This window comes from Sphingopyxis macrogoltabida (assembly GCF_001307295.1).
Classification (GTDB): Bacteria; Pseudomonadota; Alphaproteobacteria; order Sphingomonadales; family Sphingomonadaceae; genus Sphingopyxis; species Sphingopyxis macrogoltabida_B.
Genome location: NZ_CP012700.1, coordinates 3,843,674 through 3,856,188 on the forward strand (window position 1 = coordinate 3,843,674; position 12,515 = coordinate 3,856,188).

The 12,515-nt window shown below is 61.2% G+C and carries 10 protein-coding genes; 6 read left to right on the forward strand and 4 right to left on the reverse strand.

Features of this window, described 5'->3' with window-relative positions:
• Positions 1 to 15 precede the first annotated feature (15 nt).
• Positions 16 to 1,338: a spinster family MFS transporter gene (locus tag AN936_RS17925; protein WP_054589293.1), complete on the reverse strand. Its 1,323-nt coding sequence runs from the start codon at positions 1,336 to 1,338 to the stop codon at positions 16 to 18.
• Positions 1,339 to 1,393: 55 nt separating this feature from the next.
• Complete coding sequence (locus AN936_RS17930; RefSeq protein ID WP_054589294.1) at positions 1,394 to 2,602, reverse strand: serine hydrolase domain-containing protein; 1,209 nt, start codon at positions 2,600 to 2,602, stop codon at positions 1,394 to 1,396.
• 305 nt (positions 2,603 to 2,907) lie between these two features.
• Here AN936_RS17930 and AN936_RS17935 point away from each other — a divergent pair, with 305 nt between their 5' ends.
• From AN936_RS17935 to AN936_RS17950, 4 genes are all read left to right on the forward strand, one after another.
• Positions 2,908 to 5,049 carry a TonB-dependent receptor gene (locus tag AN936_RS17935; RefSeq protein ID WP_158500114.1) on the forward strand — a complete coding sequence of 714 codons (2,142 nt, stop codon included), beginning with the start codon at positions 2,908 to 2,910 and terminating at the stop codon, positions 5,047 to 5,049.
• Positions 5,050 to 5,176: 127 nt separating this feature from the next.
• A complete protein-coding gene (locus AN936_RS17940) occupies positions 5,177 to 5,905 on the forward strand; it encodes a helix-turn-helix domain-containing protein (protein WP_054589296.1) in 729 nt (242 codons plus the stop codon).
• 233 nt (positions 5,906 to 6,138) lie between these two features.
• The gene (locus tag AN936_RS17945; protein ID WP_084758507.1) at positions 6,139 to 7,362 is read left to right on the forward strand and encodes an alpha-hydroxy acid oxidase; all 1,224 of its coding nucleotides are present in this window, start codon (positions 6,139 to 6,141) and stop codon (positions 7,360 to 7,362) included.
• A 107-nt stretch (positions 7,363 to 7,469) separates the two neighbouring features.
• Positions 7,470 to 7,982, forward strand: coding sequence for a zinc-binding dehydrogenase (locus AN936_RS17950; RefSeq protein ID WP_084758508.1), 513 nt, complete (start codon positions 7,470 to 7,472; stop codon positions 7,980 to 7,982).
• Positions 7,983 to 8,086: 104 nt separating this feature from the next.
• Here the strand turns inward: AN936_RS17950 and AN936_RS17955 are convergent, their stop codons facing one another.
• Entirely contained in the window at positions 8,087 to 9,028 is a 942-nt protein-coding gene (locus AN936_RS17955; RefSeq protein WP_054589298.1) for a LysR family transcriptional regulator, read from the reverse strand.
• Positions 9,029 to 9,121: 93 nt separating this feature from the next.
• Between AN936_RS17955 and AN936_RS17960 the strand changes: the two genes are divergently transcribed.
• Positions 9,122 to 9,997: an aldo/keto reductase family oxidoreductase gene (locus AN936_RS17960; RefSeq protein ID WP_054589299.1), complete on the forward strand. Its 876-nt coding sequence runs from the start codon at positions 9,122 to 9,124 to the stop codon at positions 9,995 to 9,997.
• A gap of 791 nt (positions 9,998 to 10,788) precedes the next feature.
• Entirely contained in the window at positions 10,789 to 12,057 is a 1,269-nt protein-coding gene (locus AN936_RS17965) for a tyrosine-type recombinase/integrase (RefSeq protein ID WP_054590405.1), read from the forward strand.
• 26 nt (positions 12,058 to 12,083) lie between these two features.
• Here the strand turns inward: AN936_RS17965 and AN936_RS17970 are convergent, their stop codons facing one another.
• A complete protein-coding gene (locus AN936_RS17970) occupies positions 12,084 to 12,509 on the reverse strand; it encodes a DUF5990 family protein (protein ID WP_011542684.1) in 426 nt (141 codons plus the stop codon).
• Between the last annotated feature and the right edge of the window lie 6 nt (positions 12,510 to 12,515).

Genomic DNA, 12,515 nt, shown 5'->3' on the forward strand with positions numbered 1-12,515 from the left:
CCCCTTTCATTTTGATCAATCTTCGGAGTCCGAACGCATCGTTCGCGCGGCTCGCAGCATGAAAAAGCCGCTCGGGAGAAACGCGCACATCATGATCATCATCGCGTATCGCAGTCCTTCGGCAGGTCCGTAAGCAACCGCAAAATAATCACTCAGCATCCCCGCGATGACTGGCCCCGCACCCAATCCGATCAGATTGGCGAAGAAAAAGACGATCGCTACCGCCATCGCACGGCGCGACGAGCCGCACACGCTGAGCAGTGCCGCGAAGATCGGCGGCACGACTCCGGCCAGCAATGTGCTCGCGACCAAAAGGATCGCAGCCATTGCGGTCACACTTGGTGCGAGAAGGGCTGCCTCGTAGAGCGGTAGCGCAACGATCAAGCCCCAGCCCGGTAGCCACGCAAATCCGGCTAGATCCTGCCTGGCGAGACGGTCGGCCAAGCTGCCGCCGAAGACGCTGCCGAGCACGGCTCCCACGGCCGAGACACCCCCGACGATGGCGCCCGCCTCAACGACTGTGAGACCGTGGACACGGATCACGAAGGGAACCGTAAAGATCAGCGCGCCATAAGCCATGAGATAATAGATGATCATTGCCCAGACGATGTTGCGGTAAGCCGGTTTGGCGAAAAGAGCCCGGCCGGTTTCGCCAATGCTCTCCTGCGCCGTCGGGTCGACGCGGAACTGCGGCAAATTCCTCGGTTCCTTGAGGACCCATCGCGCCAATACCGCGAGCGCCAGGCCGGGCAGACCGACGGCCAAAAAGGCTGCTCGCCACCCGTAGGTTTGCGCGATCCAGCCGCCGCCCGCCATGCCAAGAATATATCCCGCCATCGAAGACAGCATGAAGATGCCGATCGCCCGCGCGCGGCGATCAGGTGGGAAATAGTCGGCAATCAGACTTTGCGCTGGAGGTATAGCTCCCGCCTCCCCGGCGCCCACTCCGATGCGTGCGAGGGCAAGCTGCCAGAAACTTTGCGTCAACCCGCATAGCGTGGTCATCAGGCTCCACACAGTGAGCGACAGCGTGATGATGAAGCGGCGATCGCCACGATCCGCCCAGCGGGCAACTGGCAAACCCAATGTCGCATAGAAGACAGCGAACGAAAGTCCCGACAGCAACCCCAGCATCGTGTCCGATACGCCGAATTCGGCATTTATGGGCTCGAGAAGCACGCCGATGATGTTGCGATCGACGAAATTGGACGTGCCGACCAGAAAGAGAACGAGCAGCAGCAGGTTGCGCTCGCGCGGAGTGTAACGTTCCCACGGTCCGGCCGCGGGGACGACCGGGCCGGCGCCACTCGACTGCATCGTTCCGTCCGCCTGTTGCATCGAGATCTCCTGATCTATCCCGGGGTAAGCGGCCGAGCCGCGAGCGCAGTTCGGGTCACATCCCGTGAACGCCATCAGCTCCAAGCGCCCGGTAGATAATGTCTTGGGCGACGACCTCTGGCGGGCGCTCTTCGCCGAGCCGGCCGCGATTGGTCATCCCGATGCAGGCAATGTCATGTTCGGGGTCGATCCAGAACCAGGCGCCGAACGCCCCACCCCACTCATATGTCCCCTTGCCCACGGGCCGGCCGGCGCGCGCCGGATCGACGCAGACCATCCCGTTCATCGCGTGGCCGTTCCCTTGGCCGATGCGATAATGAAGGATCGGGTAAACAGCCTCCATGAATTTGTCGCTGAGATGATTGGCAAGCATCAGATCGACGCTTTCCGCAGTCAGTATCTGGACATTCCCGAGCTTCCCGCGGTTCAACAACATCCGGCAGAACAGCGCAAAATCATGCGCCGTCGACTTGAACGATGTACCGCCCATCGGGAAAATCGATTCGATCTGCTCGTCCGGCGTGGCGGCGCGAAGCCGACCGGTCTCCAGGTCGAGCCGGTGACCGCGTGCGAGCCGCCGGCTCTGCTCATAACTCAGTTGGAAGCCCGTATCGACCATGCCCAGCGGATCGAAAACGCGCCGCTTCAGAAACAGGTCGAAGCGCTCGCCGGTCAGCCGCTCTACGATTTCCGCCTGCAGGTCGGTCGCTACGCCATATTCATAAGCCGATCCTGGTTCATAGCCGAGCGGCATCTTTGCGTAGCGGCCGATCAATTCGGTCAAGGAGCGCGCCTTGTGCCATGAGATCGATTCTATCGTCGCCATCCGCTCCTCGGGCGTCGCGCCGAGGATGAAACCCGCTGTGTGCGTGAACGTCTCGCGGATCGTCGGCCCACGCGTGGCCTTGCTCCCCGGAAGCGCCGCGATGTCTTCAAACTCCGGCAGAAACTTCGAGACGGGATCGTCGAGCTGCCACCTGCCATCTTCGTGCAACAGCATCATCGCGACCGCAGCGAAGGGCTTGCTCATCGAGTAAAGGGTGAAAATCGAGTCGGGCTGGAGCGGCGCGCGACTTTCCCAGTCCGCAAACCCCGTGACATGGCTATGGATGAGCTGATCGCCGCGAAGAAGCATGAACACATAGCCCGGGGCCTCGGCGCGGGCGACCGATCCATCCAGGTAACTGTCGAATTCGGCGAGCATCGACCTCGACAACCCCACCTCGCCCACGGTCGCATGCTCGAAACGAAAAGACGACGACATCACATGCTCCCTAGACAGCTCAAACGCCCTGCACATTTCCAATAATGAAATTTAGAAACTAGGCCGTCAATCTCTATTTTGGCCGCTATTAATCGATTATCCCCCGCTGCGAGATTCCCCTTCGATAAAGATAGGAAAATATTTTTCCTTGCTTGACGATTTGGAAAGTCAGCGTAGACATTTGGAAATCGGCCCGGGCTGGTCGAGCGCATCGGCCATCCGGGATCAGGCAAAGTTGGGGAGGTTTTATGAACATTCGAGTTGCCTTGCTTGCGAGTACCGCCGCGTCGCTTCTAGCCGCGCCGTTGCCGGTCTGGGCGCAGTCGGCTGAACAGCCCGCAGGCGAAAATGCGGAATCGACCGAAATCGTCGTGACGGCGACACGCCGCGTCGAGCGCCTCATCGATGTGCCTCAATCGATTACGGCGGTGACCTCGGATGATCTTGCGAGGCTCAATGCGACCCAATTGCGCGATTACGCAGATACGATCCCGGCCATGACAGTCAGTTCGAACGGTGGCGCGGGCCGCAACCAGATCACGCTTCGCGGCGTGACCTCGGGCGCCGACGTCGCATCTACCGTCGGCGTTTACGTCGATGACGTACCTTATGGAGGTAGCACGGTCTTCTCGATCAATGCCGGTGTGGCGCTTGACGCCGGCCTGTTCGACCTCGAACGGATCGAGGTGCTCCGCGGCCCGCAAGGGACGCTTTACGGTTCGAGTTCGATGGGCGGACTGCTGAAATATGTGACGCGCGGCCCCAATCTGAGCGAATTCGAAAGCAGCGTTCAGGCGGGTCTTTCCATCACCGAAAAGGGTGACCCCAGCTACAATGTGGCAGCAGCGGTCAGCGCTCCACTCGTCACCGACAAGATTGCTGTGCGTGCAGGCGGCTATTATTCGCGCGATGGCGGGTTCATCGACGATGTCGGGCGCGGCGAAAAGAATGTCGGGCGCGCGAACATTTATGGCGGCCGGCTCGACGTCCTGCTGCAGCCGACCGATCGGCTTTCGATTCGCCTGAGCGGATTTGCGCAAGACATCCACCGGGAGGGAAATGCCCAGGTCGATTACACCCCCGATGGCCAATTGATTACCGGGGATCTGGAGCAGCAGCGAATTCTTCGCGAGCCGTTTGATCAACGTTTCCGCGTCGTGAGCGGCACGCTCAACTATGATTTCGGGCCAGCAACGCTCACCTCGATCACCAGCTATCAGACCAATGATGTGCGCTTTCGGATCGACGCATCGGCGCTCTATGTACCTTTGCTTGGCGCGTTCGGCTTGCCGGTTGCTTCGACAGCCGTCGACGGCGGCGTCTCGACCGACAAATTCACGCAGGAAGTCCGGCTTTCTTCGTCGCAAAGCGGCACCATCGAATGGATAGTCGGGGGCTTCTATACCGATGAAAAGAGCCTCGCGCCCAGCAGCCTCGTAGGCTATAACGCGGACGGATCCTTGTTCCCCGTCGACTTGCTCACAGCCAATCTGCCCAGCACCTACAAGGAAGTCGCGGCCTTCGGAAACGTCACCGTCCATCTTTCCGAGAAGTTCGATGTCACAGGTGGTCTGAGATACGCTTATAACCGCCAGACCTACACTCAAAACGCTACCGGCATCCTCGCGCCCTCGGTGCCGACGCTTCGCTCGCACGAGGGGGTCACAACCTATCTCGCCAACGCGCGTTACCGTTTCAGCCCGCATGCAACCGCCTATGTCCGCTTTGCGACCGGCTATCGTCCCGGCGGACCCAACATCGTGACGTTCGATCCTATCACGGGGGCGCCACTGGGTCCGCCGACGTTCCGGTCGGACAGCCTCACCAGCTACGAGGCCGGTATCCGGGGCGAAACGGCAGACCGGACGTTCAGCATCGATGCCGCCGGATACCACATCGACTGGGACGACATGCTGATCTCCGGCATTCGTAACGGTCTGAACAGCTACATTAACACCGGCGGTGCGAAGATTGACGGCGCCGAACTGACGCTGACCGCGCGCCCGGTGCGAAGCGTGAATATTACCGGGGCATTTGCCTATCAGGACGCACGCCTGGCAGCCGACTCACCGGACCTCGGCGGGCAAAAGGGCGATCGCTTGCCGACTGTTCCCAAGTTCACCGCGGCGATCAACGCGGACTATCTCGGCAGCGGTGAAGGGCTCAGCCCCACGATCGGCGCGACACTGCGATTCGTCTCCGATCGAAACGCGGGGTTCGATGCGAACCCGAACCTTCCGCAATATGACCTCGGCGACTATGTCACGATCGACTTGCGCGCCGGCGCGACTGTGGGGCCGGCCAAAGTCCAATTTTTCGTCCGCAATCTGTTTGACGTCCGCGGCGACGTCTCTGCCTACATGGCAACGGCGGCGCTCGGGGGGCCGGCACGCGTGACGGTCGTTCAGCCGCGAACCTTCGGGGTCAGCCTCTCGGGTAAATTCTGAGTCCTTGCTGCAGGAGCGCCTGGCGGTCCGCTCCTGCAGGCAATCCCATGACAACGAAGCCTGCCGCCGTTAAGATGAACCTGACCGGCATTTCGGCCGAACGAATGAAACAGCATAAGGTCATGCAATGCGCGAAAAGACCGGACAGAAAAGTGCCTTGGCAAGCAGCCGACTTAAGGTGGGCGCAGCCGTTCGCGAGAAGCGGGTGGCGGCCGGCCTGTCGCTCGCCCAGCTGGCCGAACAGATCGGGGTCGCCTTATCTACCATGTCCAAGATCGAGAATGGCAAGCTTTCGACTAGCTTCGAGCGGTTGGACAGCATTTGCCGTGCCCTCGACGCCGATCTCGCGGAGTTTCTCGGCAGCGAAGGAATGGCTGTCGCTCCGCCCTCTCCGCTCTCATTTGGCATGCGCCGCAGCGTGACCCTTCCCGACGAAGGGACTCTGATCGATGCAGGCGGATATCTTGAGTGGTTTCTTGCCGCCGACCTCCTCAACAAGCGATTTCAACCGATCATCGCGGAGATTCTGCTAGACGATATTGCCAATTATGGACCGTTCACAAGCCATAGCGGGGAGGAGTTCAATTATGTCCTGGAAGGCGAGGTTGAGTTCCACACCGAAATCTACGCGCCCGTCCGTCTGGCGGCCGGTGCGTCCATCTATTTCGACGCCGAAATGAAGCATGCGCACATCAGGATCGGAAAAGGACGATGCCGCATTCTCGCGATCCTGTGCCCGCGCGCCGAGGCTGCCGCCTCTGCCGGCCGCGACTATAATTCGCTGCATGTGGTCGGCGCGAACACAGACGATGTGGGATCCAGTCCTGATGCATTGCCGATGCGAAAGGCGAGCTAAAACCGGAAGCTTTCCAACTTTCTGTCACGAAGATTCGGTCCTGCCTGACAAATCAAGCCGGCACGCTAATGCCCGAAAATTCCATGCGCGTAGGGTTAGTCCATTGCGCACTTTCCGACTTTCACTTATGGAAATTATTCCAAATCTCATGGTAGCGCGTTTGTAACTCGGGGGGGGGGAATGGCAGGAAAGCCAAATCAGCGGTGCGGAGCGTTCATGGTCGGTGCGAACGAATGACCGGCCTGCGGCGCCTCGAACGTGCATACAATGTCGAAGATATGCGCCGGCTTGCCAAACGAGCACTTCCGGGGCCTATTTGGCACTATCTCGACGGCGGCGCTGACGATGAGATCACGATGGCCCGAAATACCGGCGCCTTCAACAACTGGGCCCTGGCGCAGAGTACGCTGGTGGACGTAACGGCCACCGACACGACAACCGAGTTGCTCGGGATGCCGGCGATGCTGCCCCTCATGCTTTCGCCGACAGGAATGTCCCAGCTATTTCACGCGTCGGGCGAGATGTCTGTTGCCCGCGCAGCGGCCTCGGCAGGCGTCCCATATGGGCTCTCGACGATGGCGACGACCTCGATGGAAACAGTTGCGACAAGCGGCGCAAGCCGGTATTTTCAATTATATCTCTTTCGAGATCGCGGCTTGACCGAAGCCTTGCTCGAGCGCGCAGAAGCGCATGGCTATAACGCAATTGCGCTGACCACCGATACGAATCTTGCCGGCAACCGCGAGCGCGATCTGCGTTCGGGAATGGTCATGCCGCCTCGCTTCACCTTGGACAGCCTGCTCAGTTTCGCTGCGCACCCACGCTGGGCGTTGGGCGCACTTCGTAACCCGTCGTTTCAGCTTGCGAATATCGTTCAGCATGTCGGCAATCTGGACGCATCCGGCACCAGCGTCATAGATTATGTAAACAGCCAGTTCGATCGATCGGCCAATTGGCGCGACCTGGAGTGGTTGCGCGCGCGCTGGCGGGGGCGGCTTGTCGTCAAAGGCGCCATGTTACCCGCCGACTGCGAGACCGCGGTCGACTGCGGTGCCGACGCGATTATGGTGTCAAACCATGGCGGACGGCAGCTTGATGGAACAGGTGCGCCGATCGATTATCTTCCGGCGATACGCGACCGTGTACAGAACCGTGCGCAGTTGATCGTCGATGGCGGCATCCGACGCGGAACGCATGTGCTAAAGGCCTTGGCGCTCGGCGCCGACGGCTGCTCGGTCGGACGGCCGTATCTGTACGGACTTGCGGCGGGCGGGCAGGCGGGCGTCGAACATGTGCTTGGACTTTTTCGCAGCGAAATCGAACGCGGCATGGCGCTCATGGGTCGTTGCCGCGCCACCGATATTACCGCCAGTGACATTCATCATCTGACAGAATTTGCCAAAAGCCCAGCGTCGGCCGCCGTCGGGCATATCGGACCGCGGAGAAATACCGCCTAAGGACGGGCTGTCGGCTTCCACAATTCAACAAGGCGATGTGCTCCCCTGCATTTGACAGATGGTGAGCAAAGCATGGTGCTCGGGGTGCGGCTGGAGCCGTCGGTCAGATCTTGGCCCGCTGGGCGGCGCATTTGGGCGCCACCGTTATCGGCGTCGTATCTCGGGCGGAGAGCATCGATGCGGCCAAGGCAGCGGGCTGTACCGCCGCGCTGCTGTGGGGTCGGGACAACTTGCCCGATGGCATCCGGGCTGTGACCGGCGGACGGAAAGCAGATGTTGTCTACGATGGGATAGGGCGCGAGACATTCGCGACCTCGCTCGATTGCCTTCGCCCGCGCGGGCTGATGGTCTCGTTCGGCGCTTCCACAGGTACGCCCGATCCGGTCTCGGTCGACACCCTCAACAGCAAGGGATCGCTCTACCTGACGCGACCCGGGCTGGCTGCGCATATCAGCAATGTCGATGAGTACCGGGAGCGCGCCCAAGCCCTGTTCGATGCGGTGGCTAGCGGCGTGATCGCGCCGAACATCGGGCGCACTTATAGCTTAACAGAGGCTGCGAAATCCCATGCGGATATCGAGAGCGGCGTTTCTCGCGGACCGATCGTGCTGACGACCTGATCGATGCTGGACGACAAACGAGCTGTCGCGATTAAGGGCGAGAAGGCCGACATCCGGATCAATATCTCGACATAACGCCGCGCCAGAGTGTCGCGCCGCTCTCGCTACCCGGCGGTCTCGACTTGGAGAGAGGCACTTCCCGGAGGAAGGCGTGGGCGCTTCACGAAGTCGACGAAGGCGCGTAGCGGGGCGGGAAGGTAGCTTCGGCCAGCATAGTATAAAAAGGGCCCCGCGAAGGGTGGGCACCAATCCTCCAGCACTGGTTCCAGCGCGCCGCTCTTCAGTTCGGCGCGCATCCAGTCCTCGAAAATTCCCATGAGGCCAAGCCCGCCGACCGCGGCCTGGATCAGCAGGTCGGACGCGCTGCCCGGCTGGCTGATCAGCGGGCCGTCGGGATCGACGCGGATAATCTCGCCATCCTTCTCGAACTCCCACACCGCCATTCTTCCCCCGGCGAAGCGCCCGCGCAGACAGCGGTGCCGGAGCAGGTCGCTCGGGTGCTGCGGCCGGCCATGCTCGGCAAAATAGGCGGGGGCGCCGACGATCAGGATGCGCTGCGTCCGCGGGCCGACCGGCAGCGCGATCATGTCCTGCTCGAGCCGCTCGTCATAGCGAATGCCCGCGTCATAGCCGCCACCGACCATATCGATGAAACTGTCTTCGGCGGTGATTTCGACGCGGATCTCGGGATATTCCTTCAGGAACGGCACGATGATCGGCGCAAGGACGGTGCGTGCGACATTGGCGGGAACGTTGAGGCGCAGCGTGCCGGCGGGACGGTCGCGAAAATTATTCACCGCGTCGAGCGCTTGTCCCACCTCTCCGAGTGCCGGACGAAGGCGTTCATAAAGCTGGTGGCCCGCGTCGGTTGGGGTGACGCTGCGCGTGGTGCGGTGGAGCAGACGGATGCCGAGCCGGGTCTCGAGGCGGCGTATCGCTTCACTCAATCCCGACGCCGACGAACCCGAGACGCGCGCGGCGTCGCGAAAGCCGCCCGCGTCGACCACGGCAACGAAAGTCGCAAGATCGTCGAGTTGCCCAATCATTGTACGAAATATCGCACAGGTCATTCGGTATTGCACGGCTTATCGTGCAATCGCTGAAGGCGCATATGGCGATCACCCCGAAGGAGATCACCGATGACCACAAAGACCTTTCCGCTCGCCGACCGCACCGTGAACCGCATGGGCTATGGCGCGATGCAGCTTGCCGGGCCCGGCGTGTTCGGCCCGCCGAAGGACAAAGAGGCCGCGATTGCGGTGCTGCGCGAAGCCGTTGCAAGCGGCGTCAACCACATCGACACGAGCGATTTTTATGGCCCGCACGTCACCAACCAGATCATTCGCGAAGCGCTGCACCCCTATCCCGACGACCTGCTGATCGTCACGAAGGTTGGCGCCGTGCGCGGCGATGACGCGTCGTGGATCCCGGCGTTCGCGCCCGCGCAGCTGGAGCGCGCGGTCGAGGACAATCTCCGCAATCTGGGTCTGGACGTGCTCGACATCGTCAATCTGCGCGTGATGATCCCTGGGACCGCCGATCACGGCAAGCCCGGCGAAGGCTCGGTCGAAAAGACATTCTCGGTGCTGGCGCGATTGCAGCAGCGCGGACTGATCCGGCACCTGGGCCTCAGCAACGTCACTTCGGCGCAGATCGCAGAGGCGCGGACGATTGCGCCCGTGGTATGTGTCCAGAACCAGTATAACCTCGTCCAGCGCAGCGACGATGCGCTGGTCGACGAGCTGGCCGCTGCGGGCATAGCCTATGTCCCGTTCTTCCCGCTCGGCGGATTCAGCCCGATCCAGTCAGACAGCTTGTCGTCGCTCGCTTCGGAAGTCGGTGCGACGCCGATGCAGCTGGCGCTCGCATGGCTGTTCCACCGCTCGCCCAACATATTGCTGATCCCGGGCACCTCGTCGGTCGAGCATCTGCAGCAAAACCTCGCCGCGGCGACCTTGACGTTGGATGACGATTTGCTTCGCGGTCTCGATGCTGTCAGTCGCGGAGCCGCGTGACTGTATCGAAATCGCCAGTGGCAACGGGACAGACCACAGGTGAATTTGTGACAGGCTATTTTCGCCCAATGCTACGGCTGTCCTGAACTGGCATCGCGATACCGCGCCTAGTCGCAGATATTTCCGTCCGGCGCAGTCGGGTCGACGCAGCCACCCAAGATGAAAGGCGTAGGATGTCGCGCTAGCCGTGCGTCAGCTTCGATACGGTTGGCAGGGATGCATGTCGGAAACCACAATTCGGTGCCCAGCACCGCTCGCCTTAGGGGCCCTCGTTTCCCGGGCTAAGAACGACTGACTTCAGGCGCGAAAGGGGGGTTCTCCGGCGAGCATTAGCGATGATTGCTGGGCTCCCACCCATAGTCTCGCGCTCATCTACTTATATCCAGCCAGGCGAGTGCAGGGCGCAAAGCACAGGCTCCGAGGTACCCAGCAATTCTACGCTAAACCGGGCGAAAGCTCGCCGGGAGCATATTACGTCCCTATTACGCGAGTTAGAAACACCCCGCGCGCGCCGGCGCGTAATAAAACGACCACTCAAATGACTCGTTGAAAATATTAGGAAAAACTGGAGCGGGCGAAGGGATTCGAACCCTCGACCCCAACCTTGGCAACTTGACCTTCGGGCTTTCCTAGAGCTTCCAATGCTATCCTAAAACCCTATATTTCCTATATTTCTTGATTTTCTTTCTGCCCTCTCGTATCCTAATTTTGTCTCCAGTTTGACGGTTGCAGGAGACAATTTGGAGACAAAGCCGCTCGGTTTTGGTTTTGTCTCCAGCAGGAGAGACATGATGCCGACGGGCAAGCTGACCAAACGGGCGATCGACGCGCTTGCCGTGCCAGACAGCAAGCAGCTCATCTATTGGGATAGCGAAGTGAAGGGCTTCGGCCTGAGGGTGCTCCCTTCGGGGCTCAAGACTTTCGTCGTTCAATATCGCAATGCCGAGGGTATCAAACGCCGGATGAACCTCGGCCGGTTCGGCGTGCTGACGGTCGATACGGCCCGCGATCTTGCAAAGCTCAAGTTGGCCGAGGTCATCGTCGGCGAGGATCCCGCCGACAAGGTCAGGCAGGTCCGCAAGGGAATGACCGTAGCGGAGATGTGCGACTGGTATTTGGAGGAAGCTCGCGCCGGGAATATCCTAGGCCGCAAGAATCTTCCCATCAAAACGTCGTCGCTCGATATGGACGAGAGCCGGGTTCGAACCCACATCGTACCCCTGCTTGGCAATCGCATCGTGAAGCATCTCCGGATCGCCGACGTCGAGCAGATGCAATCCGACGTAAAGAACGGGAAGACGGCCAAACCCCGAACGGGAGGGCGAGGCGGCATGGCAACGGGCGGGCCCGGCGTGGCGGGCCGCTGCCTCGGCACGCTTCAGGCGATCATCGGTCACGCGAAGCACAAGGGTCTGCTCGAAGTACACCCGACCCTCGGGGCCAAGAAGCTCGCGAGCAAAAAGAAGACGCGGCGCCTCAGCGTCGCTGAAATCGAGATGATGGGGAAGGCCATCGCTCATGCCGAGGCGAGCGGCGAGAATCCGGTCGCTCTCGGCGTCCTGCGCACCTTGCTGCTGACGGGCTATCGCCGGGAAGAAGGGCAAGCGATGCGCCGCAGCTGGCTTCATCCCGATGCCGGCTATGTTGCTTTTCCCGACACGAAGGGCGGCGCACAGATTCGAGCGATCGGTCCGGCCGCGGTGCGGGTTCTGCAAGACCAGGCAGAGATTGCGGGCAATCCGCACCTGTTTCCCTCGACCATCGGCGACGGTCCCTTCACGGCGGTTAGCGAGTGCCTCCGGCGCGTGTGCGTTTTGGCAGGTATAGAGGGTGTGACGCCCCATACGCTTCGCCACACCTTCGGAAGCGTCGCGGGAGATTTGGGATTCTCGGAACTCACGATCCGCGCAATGCTCGGACATGCTTCGCAGAATGTGACCCAGGATTATGTCCACATCGAGGAAGCGCTGAAACTCGCTGTCCGGCGGACCTCGGACGAAATCGAGCGGCTGCTGGCGAGCGGCGCGGCCAAGCTCGGGACCATGCGACACGCCGCTTGACGGGACGGAACAGGATACGAGCTCTGCTAGGCGATGCGCCGCATCGTCGGACGCACCGTCGCGCACGCGGGCGTGCCATCCTTACCCGTGCCAATGATCGCAATCTCGATGGGCCGCATATCCTTCGCGGCCGCGTCGAGCAGCTCCTGATCGATATCATGTATGTCGATCTTCATCCGCCGCGACCAAGGCGAAGCCGCGTCACCCGCCATTTGCCCGACACGAATATAGACGAACCGGCGCTCCGGCCCCTCGCGCCGCACCTGGTCGCCGAAGAATTTGGGACCCGGGCCGACGCGCACGGAGAAATCGAAGGCCAAGGCTTCACCCATGCGGGACGCTTTGGGATCGAGCGGCCCGTCGTCCTTGCCTTGCAAGCTGTGAAGCACGCCAGGCACCGGCTGTTCGATGACGATCCGAAAGGCGATCTCGCTCTGCTGTTCGCGACCCATGACGAG

Bases quoted from the DNA above. Each gene is read 5' to 3' on its own strand.
- AN936_RS17940 (WP_054589296.1), top strand. From the start codon at position 5,177: ATGCGCGAAAAGACCGGACAGAAAAGTGCCTTGGCAAGCAGCCGACTT.
- AN936_RS17945 (WP_084758507.1), top strand. From the start codon at position 6,139: ATGACCGGCCTGCGGCGCCTCGAACGTGCATACAATGTCGAAGATATG.
- AN936_RS17960 (WP_054589299.1), top strand. From the start codon at position 9,122: ATGACCACAAAGACCTTTCCGCTCGCCGACCGCACCGTGAACCGCATG.
- AN936_RS17955 (WP_054589298.1), bottom strand. From the start codon at position 9,028: ATGATTGGGCAACTCGACGATCTTGCGACTTTCGTTGCCGTGGTCGAC.
- AN936_RS17930 (WP_054589294.1), bottom strand. From the start codon at position 2,602: ATGTCGTCGTCTTTTCGTTTCGAGCATGCGACCGTGGGCGAGGTGGGG.
- AN936_RS17965 (WP_054590405.1), top strand. From the start codon at position 10,789: ATGCCGACGGGCAAGCTGACCAAACGGGCGATCGACGCGCTTGCCGTG.
- AN936_RS17925 (WP_054589293.1), bottom strand. From the start codon at position 1,338: ATGCAACAGGCGGACGGAACGATGCAGTCGAGTGGCGCCGGCCCGGTC.
- AN936_RS17970 (WP_011542684.1), bottom strand. From the start codon at position 12,509: ATGGGTCGCGAACAGCAGAGCGAGATCGCCTTTCGGATCGTCATCGAA.